Origin of the sequence: Allobosea sp. Tri-44 (assembly GCF_004123845.1) — a bacterium.
GTDB lineage: Bacteria > Pseudomonadota > Alphaproteobacteria > Rhizobiales > Beijerinckiaceae > Allobosea.
In genome coordinates, this window is the sequence record NZ_NBDP01000019.1 from 30,456 (window position 1) to 45,019 (window position 14,564).

13 protein-coding genes are annotated in these 14,564 nt (G+C 66.3%); 3 read left to right on the forward strand and 10 right to left on the reverse strand.

The features are described from left to right. Positions 1–67: 67 nt before the first annotated feature. From B6S44_RS12490 to B6S44_RS12505, 4 genes are all read right to left on the reverse strand, one after another. Positions 68–625, reverse strand: a complete 558-nt coding sequence (locus B6S44_RS12490; RefSeq protein WP_282568183.1) for a GNAT family N-acetyltransferase — start codon at positions 623–625, stop codon at positions 68–70. Continuing rightward, positions 622–2,991 (reverse strand): Orn/Lys/Arg family decarboxylase, encoded by a 2,370-nt coding sequence (locus tag B6S44_RS12495; RefSeq protein WP_129157226.1) that lies wholly within the window; start codon positions 2,989–2,991, stop codon positions 622–624. The genes B6S44_RS12490 and B6S44_RS12495 overlap by 4 nt, the downstream gene beginning before the upstream one ends. A gap of 187 nt (positions 2,992–3,178) precedes the next feature. Further along, on the reverse strand, positions 3,179–3,754 hold the full coding sequence (locus B6S44_RS12500; protein WP_129157227.1) for a hypothetical protein: 576 nt from the start codon (positions 3,752–3,754) through the stop codon (positions 3,179–3,181). A 187-nt stretch (positions 3,755–3,941) separates the two neighbouring features. After that, complete coding sequence (locus B6S44_RS12505) at positions 3,942–4,616, reverse strand: Crp/Fnr family transcriptional regulator (RefSeq protein WP_129157228.1); 675 nt, start codon at positions 4,614–4,616, stop codon at positions 3,942–3,944. 136 nt (positions 4,617–4,752) lie between these two features. Between B6S44_RS12505 and B6S44_RS12510 the strand changes: the two genes are divergently transcribed. After that, positions 4,753–5,670 carry an alpha/beta fold hydrolase gene (locus B6S44_RS12510; RefSeq protein ID WP_129157229.1) on the forward strand — a complete coding sequence of 306 codons (918 nt, stop codon included), beginning with the start codon at positions 4,753–4,755 and terminating at the stop codon, positions 5,668–5,670. Here B6S44_RS12510 and B6S44_RS12515 read toward each other — a convergent pair. Together B6S44_RS12515 and B6S44_RS12520 are read right to left on the reverse strand one after the other, a co-directional pair. Further along, the gene (locus tag B6S44_RS12515; RefSeq protein ID WP_129157230.1) at positions 5,660–6,253 is read right to left on the reverse strand and encodes a LysE family translocator; all 594 of its coding nucleotides are present in this window, start codon (positions 6,251–6,253) and stop codon (positions 5,660–5,662) included. The genes B6S44_RS12510 and B6S44_RS12515 overlap by 11 nt on opposite strands. An 81-nt stretch (positions 6,254–6,334) precedes the next feature. Next, positions 6,335–9,886, reverse strand: coding sequence for an indolepyruvate ferredoxin oxidoreductase family protein (locus B6S44_RS12520; protein ID WP_129157231.1), 3,552 nt, complete (start codon positions 9,884–9,886; stop codon positions 6,335–6,337). 278 nt (positions 9,887–10,164) lie between these two features. Here B6S44_RS12520 and B6S44_RS12525 point away from each other — a divergent pair, with 278 nt between their 5' ends. Further along, positions 10,165–10,815, forward strand: a complete 651-nt coding sequence (locus tag B6S44_RS12525; RefSeq protein ID WP_164985808.1) for a DUF1007 family protein — start codon at positions 10,165–10,167, stop codon at positions 10,813–10,815. Further along, a complete protein-coding gene (locus B6S44_RS12530) occupies positions 10,806–11,822 on the forward strand; it encodes a nickel/cobalt transporter (protein WP_129157233.1) in 1,017 nt (338 codons plus the stop codon). Before B6S44_RS12525 ends, B6S44_RS12530 begins: the two co-directional genes overlap by 10 nt. Before the next feature lie 4 nt (positions 11,823–11,826). Here B6S44_RS12530 and B6S44_RS12535 read toward each other — a convergent pair whose 3' ends face one another. The 4 genes from B6S44_RS12535 to nthA all read right to left on the reverse strand — a co-directional run bounded on the left by B6S44_RS12535 (position 11,827) and on the right by nthA (position 14,496). Further along, the gene (locus B6S44_RS12535) at positions 11,827–12,759 is read right to left on the reverse strand and encodes a DUF6454 family protein (RefSeq protein ID WP_206735146.1); all 933 of its coding nucleotides are present in this window, start codon (positions 12,757–12,759) and stop codon (positions 11,827–11,829) included. A 78-nt stretch (positions 12,760–12,837) separates the two neighbouring features. Continuing rightward, entirely contained in the window at positions 12,838–13,221 is a 384-nt protein-coding gene (locus B6S44_RS12540; protein ID WP_164985809.1) for a nitrile hydratase accessory protein, read from the reverse strand. Beyond that, the gene (gene nthB / locus B6S44_RS12545) at positions 13,208–13,867 is read right to left on the reverse strand and encodes a nitrile hydratase subunit beta (protein ID WP_129157235.1); all 660 of its coding nucleotides are present in this window, start codon (positions 13,865–13,867) and stop codon (positions 13,208–13,210) included. The genes B6S44_RS12540 and nthB overlap by 14 nt, the downstream gene beginning before the upstream one ends. Then, complete coding sequence (nthA, locus tag B6S44_RS12550; RefSeq protein WP_129157236.1) at positions 13,864–14,496, reverse strand: nitrile hydratase subunit alpha; 633 nt, start codon at positions 14,494–14,496, stop codon at positions 13,864–13,866. Before nthA ends, nthB begins: the two co-directional genes overlap by 4 nt. Between the last annotated feature and the right edge of the window lie 68 nt (positions 14,497–14,564).

A 14,564-nucleotide genomic window follows, 5' to 3' on the forward strand; every position in this document is an offset into this window, starting at 1 on the left:
CGAGCGGTCCGGGCGCGCCCTGCAAGATCGTTGGACCCGGTCTTTCTTCGGACTAGCCAGATACAGTCTACGCGATCGGCTGCGTGGCGCCCGCCCCGAGCGATCTTTGCACCATGACGCTGTCTGACCATTTGCCGTAGCGATAGGCGACGCCCGGCAGCAGCCCCACCCGGGCGAAGCCGAAGCGCTCGTGCAAGGCCAGCGAGGCGCTGTTCTCCGCGTCGATATAGCCGATCATCTGGCGAAAGCCCGCGGCGGCGCAGGCGTCGATCAGCGCCTGCATCAGCAGCCGGCCGATGCCGTGGCCGAGATGCTCATGGTGGACATAGATCGAGTGCTTCACCGTGAAGCGATAGGCCGGCCGCTTGCGGAACAGTACGACATAAGCATAGCCGACGACCTCGCCGCCGCGGGTCGCGACCAAATGCGGCAGCTTGCGGCTGCGCAGGTTCTTGCGCCGGTCCTTCAGATCGTCGGGCTGCGGCGTGCCGGTGTCCTCGACGCCGGCCTCGATGCCGCGGCGGATATGCCGGCGATAGATCGCCAGCATCGGTTCGACATCGTCGTCGCGCGATGGGCGGATGATGATCGGTAGGTCGGTCTCCATGCGGCGTCGCGACCTCAGCCCTGTGCCTGCTCGCTGACGACATAGGTGTGGAGCCGTACCTGCCCGGCAGAGTCGGTCTCGCGATAGACGCCCTGAATCTCGACGTCGAAGCCGGGGAAGGCGTTGAAGCAGGCTTCGAACATCTTGAGATAGTCGATCATCGGCTTGGCCCGCTCGGTTAGCCGCTCGCCGGGGACGATGGTGGCGATGCCCGGCGGATAGACGACGAAGGGCGTCGTCGCGATCCGCCCGGCGATGGCGTCGATCGGCAGATAGTCGACATCGTTGCGCGTCAGACAGCGCGCCGCATCATGCGGCGACATCGCCATCTCCGGCAGATGCTCGGGCGAGAACTGCCGGTTCTGCAGGCCGCTGACATCATGATCGCGGAAGAAGCGATGCATTTGTCCGCAAAGATCACGCAGCCTGACGCCGGCATAGCGGCCCGGCCGGCGCCGGTAGAATTCGGGTATCGCCTCTTCCAGCAGGGCGTTGTCGTCATGCAGCTTCTTGAAGGCGACGAGCCCGCTGATCAATGTGCCGGCCTTGCTGGCTTCGACACCCGGGGTCAGCAGGAAGAGCAAGGAATTCAGATCGTTCTTCTCGGCGACGATCCGGTTCTCGCGCAGGAACTGGGCTACGACCGGGGCGGGAATGCCGTGCTCGGCATAGGCGCCGGTCTCGCGATCGAAGCCGGGGGTGAGCAGGGTCAGCTTGTTGGGGTCTGTGATGGCGAAACCCGGCTCCATCTGCGAAAAACCGTGCCAGCCCGCATCTGGCGCGAGCTGCCAGTAGGCCGGGTTGCTGGCGAGCTGGTCGGTCGCGACCATTTCCCAGGCGACATCGTGGACGGCGCCCTCGCGCGAAGCGTCGGCGATGCTGACCCGGTCCGGCACGAAGGGCTCGAAGAACCAGCGTCGCTCCGGCCGGGTCTCCTTCTCCTCGAATTCGCGGCGCACGGCCCGGATCTTCTTGCGCAATTCGATGCCGAGCCGGATCGTGTCGTCCCAGAGGACCTCGCCGGAACGCCCTTTCATCATCTGCGCGCCGACATCGAGCGAGGCGAAGAGGGGATAGAAGGGCGAGGTCGAGGCGTATTGCATGAAGCTCTCATTGAAGCGCCGGTGCTCGACCCGCCGCTTCTGGCCCTTGATGTGCCGGTCCTTGATGTGGATCTGCGATGCCTGGCTGAAGCTCGCGAGCTGCTTGTGGGTCGATTGCGTCGCGATGATCCCGGGCGAGTCCGACCCCAGCCCCGTCAGCCCCATGGCGAAGCGCCCGGCGTAGAGCGGGTGGAACTTCATGAAGCCGGCCCAGGCCTCGTCGAAGAGGATGTACTCGCAGAGGTGGCCGATCTTATCCAGGATCATCTGGGCCGAGTGGATCGTGCCGTCATAGGTGCACTGCTCGACCACGGCGACGCGGAACGGGCGCGGCTTCTTCCAGGCCTCGGGATCCTTGACCAGTGGATTGGTACGGATGCGCTCGCGCAGCGCCTCTTCGTCGAAGCTCTCCCAGCGCATCGGGCCGATCAGGCCCCAGGCATTGCGGGCGGTCGGAATGTAGACCGGGATGCCGCCGGCGATCAGCAGCGCGCCGTGATGGGCTGCCTTGTGGTTGTTGCGGTCGAACAGGACGAGGTCGCCATCGGTAACCAGCGCGGCGAGTGCGACCTTGTTCGAGGTCGAGGTGCCGTTCAGGACGAAATAGGTCTTCTCCGCCCCGAAGATCTGCGCCGCTTCCTTCTGGGCTTTGAGGGCCGGACCCTCATGGGTCAGGAGGTCGCCGAGATCGAGCACGGAGTTGTCGAGGTCGTCGCGGAAGACCGCCTCGCCGAGATGCTCCATGAACACCCGCCCAATCGGGCTGCGGCTGTAGAACACGCCGCCATTATGGCCAGGGCAGGTCCAGAGATGGTTGCCCTCCTCGGCATAGTCGACCAGCGCGCCGAAGAACGGCGTCTTCAGCGTCTCGGCATATTGCTTCAACCGGCTGATCAGGCTCTTGGCAATGAAGGGCGGCGTCTCCTCCGACAGGAAGATGTAGCCGTCGATGAAGTCGAGCACTTCGACCGGCACGTCCTCGAAGCGCTTGCGGCGGATCAGCAGGATGATCGGGAAGTCGAGGCCGCGGCGGCGCATCAGGTTGATCAGCGCGGCTGTCTTGCCTTCCAGCCCCTTCTTGCCCCAGTCGACCACCATGCAGCCGATGGCAGCGTCGGTCTGGACCGCAATCTCGGCATCCTCGAGCTTGCGCGCCTTGACCACCTCGAAGCCGGAACGCTCGATCTCCTCGATGATCTGGTTGAAGCGGATGCCTTCGAGGTCCTCGGCATCGAAGTTCGGCGTCGCGAACAGGAAGGTGAAGCGCCTGAAATAGTCCATGCCGGCTCCGCTGGGCGTGAACCTGCAGCATTGAGCGATTTATGCGACAGTCCGGCGACCATGGAGCCGGCTAGGTTCGGTCAGCCCCATAGCTCCATTCGTTGCTTCAGCCGGGCGCAACCCCGCCTCTTTCGAGTTGGTGTCGCGCCTGGCCTATTCGTTCCGAGGCGGCCATGCGCGGAGGCGATCAGAGCCTTTGGAGCAGGAAGGCTTCGGCGAAGCTCAGCTCGACCATGTCGCCGCGCTTCAGGCGACCCAGCTGGTTCTGGATGTCGGGATCGACCACGACATGGGTCCGCGGCCCTGCCGGTCCGACATAGCTGACGATGTTCGTTGCCGGATCGAAACTATCGAACCTCGCCGTCAGCGTCAGCGACCGCACGACGAAGCGTTCCGGCAGGTTCTGGAAGGAGGTGTCGGCGGCGGCCTCTGTGTAGATGATCGCCGGCTTGGCGCCTTTCCGGGCTCGCTTGACGTCGAGGATCACGCCTTCGACGCGGCGAACCTCGACCCGGTCGCCCGGGCGAAGATTCTCCAGGCTTCCGAACACCTCCGGCACTGCGACAGGCCATGTCTGGCGGCCCTGCTTGATGACCACCCGGCGTCTGGCGGGATCGACTGCGGCGACCTCGACCTCCAGCCGCTCGATTTCCACCGGCCCGACGCCGGCGACGATGACCGTCTGGCTGGTGACCGTCGGAGTGGTCGCGCAACCCGCGAGGGCGAATGAAACCGCGGCGATCACGCTGATTTTCTTCAACATCGGACGTCTCCCCTTCGAACGCTATCCGGTCTGAAATCGACTGCCGGCTTCCGGGATTCGGTCTACAAATCGAGAAAATTGCGAATGGATGACTTCGCGAATTCAAGAATAAAGGCCAACTTCCGCTGCGCCACAATAGGCAGCTGGAAGACGGATTTGGGCGAGTGATTCACTCTACCTGTTTGCCCTAGCCTTCGTAGCGCGCGAGCCGCTCGAGATCGAGGATCGTTACCTCGTTGTGACCGACCTCGACGAGGCCGAGTTCGGCGAGCTTGGCGAGGCTCTGATTGGCCATCTGCCGGGAGATGCCGGCGAGCAGGCCGAGCTCTTCCTGCGAGATCGTCAGCGTCCGGTCGTTGTTCGGATAGAGGATCGGGTTGAACAGCCAGGCGAGGTTGCGGGCGAGGCGCCCGGTGGCCCCGAGCATCCGGTCATATTCGGCGAGGCCGATGAACTGGGCGAGGCGCTCGTTGAACTGGTGGACCAGGAAGCGGTTGAAGGCGGCCGAGTGCTCGAACAGCCAGAAGAAGGTCTGGCGCCGCATCAGCGCGACCTTGCTCTCACGCAGCGCCACTAGGTCATACCGTCGCGCCTCGTTCTTGATGATCGTGCCCTCGCCGAACCAGGCGCCGCCACGCAGCCCGGCGAGCGTCGCCGATTTGCCGCTGCGCGAGGTCGTGCTCATCTTGAGCAGGCCGTCGGCAACACCGGTCCAGGATTCGAGCCGGTCGCCGACATGGCAGACATGTGCACCCTTGCCATAGGCCTTGATGCTGGTGCCGCGCCTGGCTTCCTCGAACTCCTCCGGCGTCAGGTCGTTCGACCAGGCGGCAATGCGGCGCAGCTCGTCCTCGGAAATCAAAGCTCGCCGGCCTTTCGGTTCAAGCGGATGGCGTCACTATGCGGCCGGCTTCATCGCAAACTCAAGCCGAACCGCCCATGCCGTCGAACCGGCATCCGCGTCGTGCGTTTCCTCGTCACCGAGGAAGGAGCAGGACATGCAGGACGCAGTTCGCGCCGGCGACCACCATCCCGCGGTCAGCCACGCCACGATCGAGATCGACGGCGTCGAGATCTTTTATCGCGAGGCAGGGCCGCGCGACGCGCCGGTGCTGCTGCTGCCGCACGGCTATCCCTGCTCGTCCTACGAGTTCCGAAATCTGCTGCCGGCGCTGGCCGATCGTTGGCGTCTGATTGCGCCGGACTATCCCGGCTTCGGCTACAGCGCGACGCCGGACGGGTTCAAATACGATTACGAGGGTTATTCGCAACTGCTCGAACGCTTCGCCGACCATCTCGGCCTCAAGCGCTTCGCGCTCTATCTGCACGATTACGGCACCTGGGTCGGCCTCAAGCTCGCCAGGCGCGCACCGGAGCGGATTACCGGCCTGATCATCCAGAACGGCGACATCTACAAGGATGCGCTCGGGCCGAAATACGAGGGGATGAAGGAGTATTGGCGCAGGCCCACGCCGGAGGGGCGCAAGAAGCTCGAGGCAGCGGTGAGCGAGGCAGGTTTTCGCGAGGAGTTCCTCAACGAGGTTCGGCCGGAGAGCGCCAGCCGGATTCCACCCGATCTGTGGAAGCTCCATTGGCCGCTGATGAACACGCCGCAGCGGCGAGCGATCAGCGTCGGACTGATGGAGGTCTGGAAGGAGAATTTCGAGTGGTTCCCGCGCTATCAGGCTTATCTGCGCGAGCACCAGCCGCCGACCCTGATCGTCTGGGGGCCGCAGGACGGTTACATGCCGGAGAAGTCCGCCCGCGCCTATCTGCGCGACCTGCCGCATGCCGAATTGCACCTGCTCGATGGCGGCCACTGGCTGCTGGAAACCAATCTCGACGAGGCCGTGGCCCTGATCCGGCCTTTCCTAGGTCGGCTGGAGAATCCGGAGCGGCAGCGCCTCACGGCCTGATCGCGACGGCGAGCGACAGGAGCAGCAGCGCCGCGAAGATCAGGTTGACGATGCGGTTGCTCCTCGGATCGCGGAACAGGCCGGTCAGGCCCGAGCCGGCGAGCAGCCAGGCGATGTTGACCGCGGCGATCACGAGAAAGAGCACACCAATCTTGAGGCTCGCATCGACCGCCGGCTGCTGGGGAAGGAACGTGAAGCCCGAGAACAGAGCTGCCATCGCCGCATAGCCCTTGGGATTGACCAGCGAGAGCGCGAAGCCGGCGGCGAAGGAGGGCGCGGCTGCATCGCTGTTCGTCTCGGCGAGCGGCGGCGCCGTCGCGATGCGGAAGGCGAGGTAGAGGAAGTAGAGCGCCGCCAGCACGGTGACGACCGGCGCCAGGCCGGGCAGCGCCAGGATGACGGCGATGACGCCGCTCGCAATCAGCGCCATCACCGCGAGCATGCCGAGCGTGATGCCGGCGCCATAGGCGACACCGCGGCGGATGCCGAAGGCGGCGCCGGTCGCCGTTAGGCTCAGCGTCGCCGGGCCGGGACTGCCGGTCAGAGCGACGCCGGCGAGCAGAAATCCAGCCAGTCCGTCCATGATGTCCTCCGCCGCCGCCGTGCTGGAGCGCGGGCGAAAGAAAGCGGCAAAAGACGCCGCTGGTCTTGAACGTTCGTGCGGCTACTCCGCTGCCTTCGGCATCGCCAGTGCCTCGGCCGAGCCGTCGCGCAGGCGCTTCAGCAGCTCGGCCTCCTCGGCCTTGGCAGCCGTGAGATGGCGCTCCTTGACGTGGCCGAAGCCGCGGATCTTCTCGGGGATAGCCGCGAGCGCAACGCTGAGCGCGTGGTTCTGCGGCATCAGCTTCGCCAGAATCTCGGCGACCAGCGCCTCGTAATCGGCGATCAGCCGGCGCTCGGTCTTACGTTCCTCGCTGTAGCCGAAGACGTCGAAGGCGGTGCCGCGCAGGCCTTTCAGCTTTGAAAGCAGCCTGAAGGCGCCCATCATCCATGGGCCGAAGCTCATCTTGCGCGGCAGGCCAGTGTTGGGATCGCGCTTGGCCAGCAGCGGCGGCGCCATGTGGAATTCGAGGCGTACAGGCTCGCCCGAGGCGCTATCCTTCTCGAAGGTCGCGGCGAGCTGCTTGCGGAAGGCGCCGTCGCTGTAGAGCCGGGCGACCTCGTACTCGTCCTTGTAGGCCATCAGCTTGAAGAGATAGCGCGCGACACTCTCGGCGAGCGCGCTCTGGCCGGGCAGGACGCTCGCCTCCTTGGCCCGGACTTTTTCGACCAGATCGCGATAGCGCGCCGCATGGGCGGCGTTCTGGTAGCCGGTGAGGAAGTCGACGCGGCGGGCGATGATCTCGTCGAGGCTCTGCGAGATCTGGCGGGCGTCGGTCGGCGCCTTTGCCTCGGCGAGGGTGGCGGCGAGCGCTTCGGGATCATGCGCGGCGCGGCGGCCGAGCTCGAAAGCCTGCTTGTTCATCGCGACGGCTTCGCCATTGAGCTCGATGGCCCTCACCAGTGAAGCGCGCGAGAGCGGCACCGCGCCGAACTGCCAGGCGTAGCCGAGCATGAACATGTTGGCGGCGATGGCATTGCCGAGGAAAGTGGTCGCCGCCGCAGTCGCATCGACGAGATGCGTGTTGTCGCGGCCGGAGGCCGAGAGGATCGCCCGCTTCAGCCGTTCGGTCGGCAGCGAGAAATCGGCATTGCGGGTGAAATCACCAGGCAGGCTTTCTGCGGTGTTGACCACCACGGTCGAGCCGGGACGGATCGCGCCCAGCACTTTCTTCGAGCCGGTGACGGTGAGGTCGCAGCCGAGCACGAGATCGGCCTGGCCGGCGGCGACGCGGATGGCGTGGATTTCCTCCGGCGTCGGGGCGAGGCGGACATGGCTGAACACGGCGCCGCCCTTCTGGGCGAGGCCGGCCATGTCAATCATGCCGCAGCCCTTGCCTTCGAGGTGGGCGGCCATGCCGAGGATCGCGCCGATGGTGACGACGCCGGTGCCGCCGACGCCGGTGACGATAACAGCGAAATTCCGGTCGAGCGCCGGCACCTTGGGATCCGGCAGGTCACCGGCGCCGAGCGCGGAGGCGTCGAGCGTGCGTGGCTCAGCCTTCTTCGGCCGTGCTCCGTGCACGGTGACGAAGGAGGGGCAAAAGCCCTTTACGCAGGAAAAGTCCTTGTTGCAGTTCGATTGGTCGATCTGCCGCTTGCGGCCGAACTCGGTCTCGAGCGGCTGCACCGAGACGCAGTTCGACTTCACCCCGCAATCGCCGCAGCCCTCGCAGACCAGCTCGTTGACGATGATGCGCTTGTCCGGGTCGGGATAGGCGCCGCGCTTGCGCCGGCGCCGCTTCTCGGTGGCGCAGGTCTGGTCGTAGAGCAGCAGCGAGACGCCCGAAGCGGTCGCAAGTTCGCGCTGCACCGTGTCGAGATCGTCACGGTGGTGCAGGGTGGTGCCGGGGGGCCAGAGCGTGCCGGCCGGGTATTTGCCCGGATCGTCGGAGACCACTGCGATGCGCGCGACGCCTTCGGCCGCGACCTGGCGGGCCATCTGGTCGGGCGAGAGGTGCCCTTCCGCTTGCTGGCCGCCGGTCATCGCGACCGCGTCATTGTAGAGCAGCTTGTAGGTGATGTTGACGCCGCTCGCGACGGCCCAGCGGATCGCGAGCGAGCCGGAATGGGTATAGGTGCCGTCGCCGAGATTCTGGAAGACGTGGCCGCGTTTCGAGAACGGGGCTTCACCGACCCAGTTGGCGCCTTCGCCGCCCATCTGGGTGAAGCCGGCGGTGTCGCGGTCCATCCACTGCACCATGTAATGGCAGCCGATGCCGGCATAGGCGCGCGAGCCCTCAGGCACGACGGTCGAGGAGTTGTGCGGGCAGCCCGAGCAGAAATAGGGCGTGCGCTTGGCGACCTCGATCGCCTCGGCGAGCCGGCCCTGCGCAGCGGCGATCTCCTCGAGGCGGGCCCTGAGAACCGGATCGTCGCGGTATTGCAGCAGCCGGGCGCCGAGCGCGATGGCGATGTCGTTGGGATCGAGCGCGCCATGGACCGGGAAGAGCCACTCACCCTGTTCGTCCTTCTTGCCGATCACCATCGGCTGGTGCTGCGTGCCGTAGAGCTCCTCGCGCAGCTGGACCTCGATCAGCGAGCGCTTCTCCTCGACCACCATGACGAGGTCGAGGCCGGCGGCGAAGTCCTTCAGCTCCTGCGGATCGAGCGGCCAGGGGCAGGCGATCTTGAACAGGCGGATGCCGAGATCATTGGCGCGGACCTCGTCGAGGCCGAGTTCCTCCAGCGCCTGGCGGACATCGAGATAGGATTTCCCGACGGTGATGATGCCGATCCGTGGCGTCTGGCCACCCGAGAGGATGGTCTGGTTGAGCTTGTTGGCGCGCAGATAGGCGAGGATCGCGGCGCGCTTGTGCAGGTGCAGGCGCTTCTCCTGGTCGAGGAAATCGAGCTCGCGGCGGATGCTGAGGCCCCCCGGCGGCATGACGAAGTCATCGGGAATCGCGATGCTGACCCGCTCGACCGAGCCATCGACCGAGGCGGTCGATTCGATGTTGTCTTTAACGCATTTCAGGCCGACCCAGACGCTGGCGAAGCGCGAGAGCGCAAAGCCGTGCAGGGAATAGTCCATGATCTCCTGGACGCCGGCCGGGTTGAGGATCGGCATCATCCGGTCGACCAGGACGAACTCCGTCTGGTGGGCGTTGGTCGAGGATTCAGCCGTGTGGTCGTCGCCGAGCAGGCAGAGCACGCCGCCATGGCGCGAGGTGCCGGCCATGTTGCCGTGGCGGAAGACGTCGCCGGTGCGGTCGACGCCCGGGCCCTTGCCGTACCAGAGCGCGAAGACGCCGTCATATTTGCCCTCGCCGGAGAGCTCGGCCTGCTGCGTGCCCCAGATCGCAGTGGCGGCGAGGTCCTCGTTGAGGCCGGGCTGGAAGACAATGTTGGCGGGCTTGAGCTGCTTGCCGGCGCGGGCGAGCTGCTGGTCGAGCCCGCCGAGCGGCGAGCCGCGATAGCCGGAGACGAAGCCGGCGGTATTCAGGCCCGCTTGCCGGTCGCGTTCGTGCTGGACCAGCAGCATGCGGGCGATGGCCTGCGTGCCGGTCAGGAAGATCTGCTGCTTTGAAAGATCGTATTTGTCATCGAGCGCGACCGCCCTGAGTTCGGGCTCGGCTGCCGCGGCGCCTTGCGAAGTCTGCTGCGTACCGGCCATGGCCGACCTCCCGACGATCGCATATCCATCGACTATGGGACCGGTACGGCCGGCCTCCAATCCGATATTATGTCAACAAGGCTGACATAACCGACGTGATATCGTCAAATCACTCTGGGCCAATTCCAGACTGGCCGATAGCGCTGTGCCGCGATTTGGCCGCCTTTGCGGGCGATGCCGGCAGGGCTTCCGGCACGAGATTGCAAGGGTAGGCGCGCAAGGCGCGCTTTTGTATGAAGGCTCGGCCGGATTCGCCGCAGATTCGAGGAAATTGCCGCGTGCTGCGATACTCGACGCTTCTGACGCTGCTCGCCGCCATTTCGGCCTGGCTCGGCCTTGCCTTGCCGGCGCTGGCGCACCCGCACGTCTTCGTGACCTCGCGCACCGAGATCCTCTATGACGCCAGCGGTGCGGTGAAGGCGCTGCGCCATCGCTGGAGCTTCGACGAGGCCTATTCGGCCTATATGGTCCAGGGCCTCGACAAGAACGGCGACGGCAAGATCACCCCGGACGAACTGACCGAGCTCGCCAAGGTCAATATGGAATCGCTGCCGGATGTCGGCTTCTTCACCATCGCCAAGGCGAACGGCAAGGTGCAGGAATTCGGCACGCCGGGCGAAGCCTCGCTCGCCTATGAAAACAAGATCCTGACGCTGACCTATACGCTGCCGCTGAAGACCCCGGCGACGGCCAGTCGCTCGTTCGGCATCGAGGTCGGCGACCCCACCTATTTCGTCGCCTTCGAGATCGGCGAGGAGGCCGATGCGGTGGCGGCCCGCGATGCGCCCAAGGGCTGCATCGTCCGGATCATGCGCCCACCCAAGCTCGATTCAGCGACGCAGCAGCGTCTGGCGCAGGAGGACATCACGGCGACGCCGGATATGAGCGCCTACCAGGTCACCACCCGGGCGCTGGTGGCATGTCCCTGAGCGCTCCCGCCGCGCCGGGCCTGCCGCTCTGGCCGCGTCGGCTGCTCGTCGCGCTGCTGGCGCTGGCGCTCGTCGCCGGTGCGCTCGGGCTGATCGCCTGGCTGGCCAGTCTCTATTTCCCGCCACCGCCTCCACCGCCGCGCAATCCGTTCGGCACGGCGCTGCCGCGCGAGGCGCTGCCGGCGACGACGGGCATCGGCGCGGTGATCCTTGCCTGGCAGTCGAGCTTCTATCGCGAGCTGACGGCGACGCTGAAGGCGATCGCGCAATCGCCGGCGGCGCTGCCCGGCCTGCTCGGGCTCGCCTTCGCCTATGGCGTCTTCCACGCCGCCGGACCCGGCCATGGCAAGGCGGTGATCTCCGGCTATATCGTCGCCGATAATCGCAGCCTGAAGCGCGGGCTGGCGCTCAGCTTCGCCGCGGCGATCGTACAGGCGCTGGTGGCGATCGGGCTCGTCGGCGCGTTGACGATCGCGCTCAACGCCACGGCGAAGACCATGGCCTCGACGACCTTCGTGATCGAGCAGGGGAGCTTTGCGCTGGTGGCGCTGGTCGGGCTCTACGTGCTCTGGCGCAAGGCGGGGAGCCTCGTCGCGCTCGGCGGCGGAGCGGCGCACGATCCGGCCTCCTGCGACCATGTCCACATGCCGGGAGCCGACGAGGTCTCCGCATTGCGCTCTTTCCGCGAGATGGCCGGCGTCGTGCTGGCAGCCGGCCTGCGGCCTTGCGCGGGCGCGCTGATCATCCTCGTCTTCGCCAATGCGCAGGGCCTGCTCTGGGCCGGCATCGCCGCGACCTTTGCCATGGCGCTCGGCACGGCCCTGACCACCGGGGCGCTGGCGGCACTTGCGGTGTTCTTCAAGTTCGCGGCGCTGCGCTTCGCAGGTGGCGGTTCGCTGAAAGGAGCCCGGATCATCGCCGGGCTCGAAGTGCTGGCGGCCGCCTTCGTCGCGGTGCTAGGCGCGGCGCTGTTCTTCGGCTTGTGGGCGGCCGGGCAGGGGAGTTGATCCCCTACTTCGCCGCGGCCTCGTAGATGAACAGCGTCGATTTATCGTCATCCGGCATGAAATACGCCCGCACGCCGTCGCCCGATGGCTCGACCCAGAACGGGTTCTGCGTCATCGGCAGGCCGGAGGGCGACCAGAGCTCGACCGGCATCTGGAAGACCGGGCGGTTATCCCGGAGGTCGACGATCTCGAAGCCGCCGAGGCGGAAGATCGGGCCGTCCTTGCTGGCGCGGTAGTTGTTGAGGCCGGAGCAGAGCATCCGGCTCATGCCGATGAAGTGGCAGTCCTGATAGTCGATGTAGAGCGCCGGATTGGCGACGCGCAGGCTCTCCGGCGCGACCGTGGCGTTGGTGATCTTGCCGTCGGCGCCGAGCGGCCAGGCGTAGAAACGGCGCGAGCCCCAGCTGACGCCGTGCAGCGACTTGCCGTCGGTGTTGTGGACGATGCCGCCGACATGGTCCTTGAAGCGGAAGACCTCGGTCGCCTTCAGCGTCTCGGGGTCGACCTTGTAGATGATCGACTGGCTGTTCGGCCGGTATTCGGCGACCGGCACCCAAAGATCCTTGCCGTCGAAGTCGATGCCGCCGGGATGATAGACCGAGCCCTCGCCGAGCGTGATGCTGGCCAGGAGCTTGCCCTGCGCATCGACCTTGAAGAGATGGCCCACCCCCTCGCCGGTGTCGCGGTCATAGCCATCCTGAGGCGCGGGATAGCGCGTCGTCGGTTTTTTGATCTCGACCGAGGAAATGAAGAAGGCGTCGCCGATCTTGACCATGCCTTGCGGGTGGTGGGTCGGGAATTGCAGCTCAAGCGCGGCAACCTGCGTCCACGGCGTGGCGCGCGTCAGCTTCGGGATCAGCGTGTTGAGCGCGGGGTCGGCAGCCTGTACCGTCGTCGCCAGCGTCGCGGCGGCGAGCGCCATCAATGCGGTCCTCATCGCGATCCTCCTCTATCGGCCCAGTGATCGGGCGTTGACGGGATAATCGCGCTTCGTGACGAGGATGCAAAGCCGGGATCAGCGCAGCGGGTCGTTCTCCAGCAGGATCGGCTTGCCGTGCGGCGTCGCCTCGGCGGCGCGCTCCCAGGCCGCGGCGCGGGCGTCGACGCCGTCATGCGAGGCGAGGCCCTTTTCGATCAGCAGGTGCTCCAGCGCCTCGCACCAGCGCTCGTAATAATCCGAGCCGTCGCGGCAACCGCCATTGGCCAGGGCTTCGCGGATTTCGGCGCCGAGCGCTTGCGCCCATTCGTCGGCGCTGAAGACGCCGCGGTTCTGCAAGGCGACGACGAGGGCGAAGGCTTGCGCCTGCCAAGGTTCGGCGAAAACCGGACCTTCGGTGTCGCGCGGGATCGGCGTGCCTGCGGCGAACGCCTCGGCCAATGCGGCGTCAGGCCGGCTCAAGATAGCTCTCCCAGGCCTCGATGCTGACGGTTGTCGTCGGATCGGCGTCGCGGCCCCAGAGCTCCGGCCCGGTGAAGACGACGGTGTAGAGCCACTGCGCCGTCTCGGGCGCGCCATGGGCGCCGGTGTCCGGAAAGACATGGCAGCCGGTGACCAGCTCGACGACACCTTGCTTGCCGCGGGCATAGCGCGGCAGGCGGGTATGGTGCTGCGGGTGCATGACGATGGTGCGGACCCTGTCGCCGACCTTGAAGCGGGCCGGGGCCGGCGCCTCGCGCTCATAGGGGAAGCCGCGGCGCAGCACGGTCGGGACGTCCTCGCCCTTGAGCACACGCTTGGGTTCCCGGCGCGTGCTGCCGGCGACGCCGGAGGCCAACTCGTCCTTGCTCAGGAAGCCCTGCTCAACCAGCACCTTGTCGAGCGCCGCCAGCCAGATCTGGTAGTAGCTCGACGAGAGATACTGCGCCGGCGGCAGGCTCTCTCGGGCATGGCGGATGCCGTCGATCGTCCAGGCGCCCATGGCGCCGGCGGCGACATTGATCGCCAGGACCTTCTTCTCCCAATCGGCATGGAAGATCGGCTCGTCCTTCTCCGGCACGACCGGGCCGAAGCCCATCTGGCCGCCAAGGTCGTGGGCGCTGTTCATGGCCGGTCCTCCGGGGAGGGCAGGCCGACGCCGATCATCGAATCGCGGCTGACGATCGACGCCAACTCCTCCTCGCTCCAGCCTTCCGTGCCCTCAGGGCGCATCGGGATGACGATAAAGCGGGTCTCGGCGGTCGAATCCCAGACACGGATGCGCTGGCCCTCGGGCAGGCTCACGCCGAAATCGGCGAGGGTACCGCGCGGGTCGATCACCGCCTTGGAGCGATAGGGCGGCGACTTGTACCAGACCGGCGGCAGGCCGAGCACCGGCCACGGATAGCAGGAGCACAGGGTGCAGACGATGAGGTTGTGCTCCTCGGGCGTATTGAAGCAGGCGACGATATGCTCGCCGCCGCGCCCGCCATAGCCGAGCTCGGCGACGGCGGCAGTGCCGTCTGTTTTCAAGCGTGCTGCGTAGGCCGGATCGCTCCAGGCCTTGGCGACGACGCGGGCGCCGTTGCGCGGGCCGATCCTGGTCTCATAGGTGTCGATGATCGCGTCGAGCGCGCTGAGGTCGACATAGCCCTTCTCGACCATCAGCGATTCCAGCGCCTTCACCCGCGCTTCGATCGGGGTGAAGTGGTTGTCGTGCTCGTGGTCATGATGGTGGTGATGGTCGTGGCCGCTCATCGCCGTCTCCTTTCCCTCACCGTCATTGCGAGGAGCGAAGCGACGAGGCAATCCAGAGGCGGCAGAGC

Coding starts and splice junctions, on each gene's coding strand:
- B6S44_RS12530 (WP_129157233.1), top strand. CDS start 10,806: ATGTCCCTGAGCGCTCCCGCCGCGCCGGGCCTGCCGCTCTGGCCGCGT.
- nthB (WP_129157235.1), bottom strand. CDS start 13,867: ATGAACAGCGCCCACGACCTTGGCGGCCAGATGGGCTTCGGCCCGGTC.
- B6S44_RS12500 (WP_129157227.1), bottom strand. CDS start 3,754: ATGTTGAAGAAAATCAGCGTGATCGCCGCGGTTTCATTCGCCCTCGCG.
- B6S44_RS12495 (WP_129157226.1), bottom strand. CDS start 2,991: ATGGACTATTTCAGGCGCTTCACCTTCCTGTTCGCGACGCCGAACTTC.
- B6S44_RS12535 (WP_206735146.1), bottom strand. CDS start 12,759: ATGAGGACCGCATTGATGGCGCTCGCCGCCGCGACGCTGGCGACGACG.
- B6S44_RS12520 (WP_129157231.1), bottom strand. CDS start 9,886: ATGGCCGGTACGCAGCAGACTTCGCAAGGCGCCGCGGCAGCCGAGCCC.
- B6S44_RS12510 (WP_129157229.1), top strand. CDS start 4,753: ATGCAGGACGCAGTTCGCGCCGGCGACCACCATCCCGCGGTCAGCCAC.
- B6S44_RS12515 (WP_129157230.1), bottom strand. CDS start 6,253: ATGGACGGACTGGCTGGATTTCTGCTCGCCGGCGTCGCTCTGACCGGC.
- nthA (WP_129157236.1), bottom strand. CDS start 14,496: ATGAGCGGCCACGACCATCACCACCATCATGACCACGAGCACGACAAC.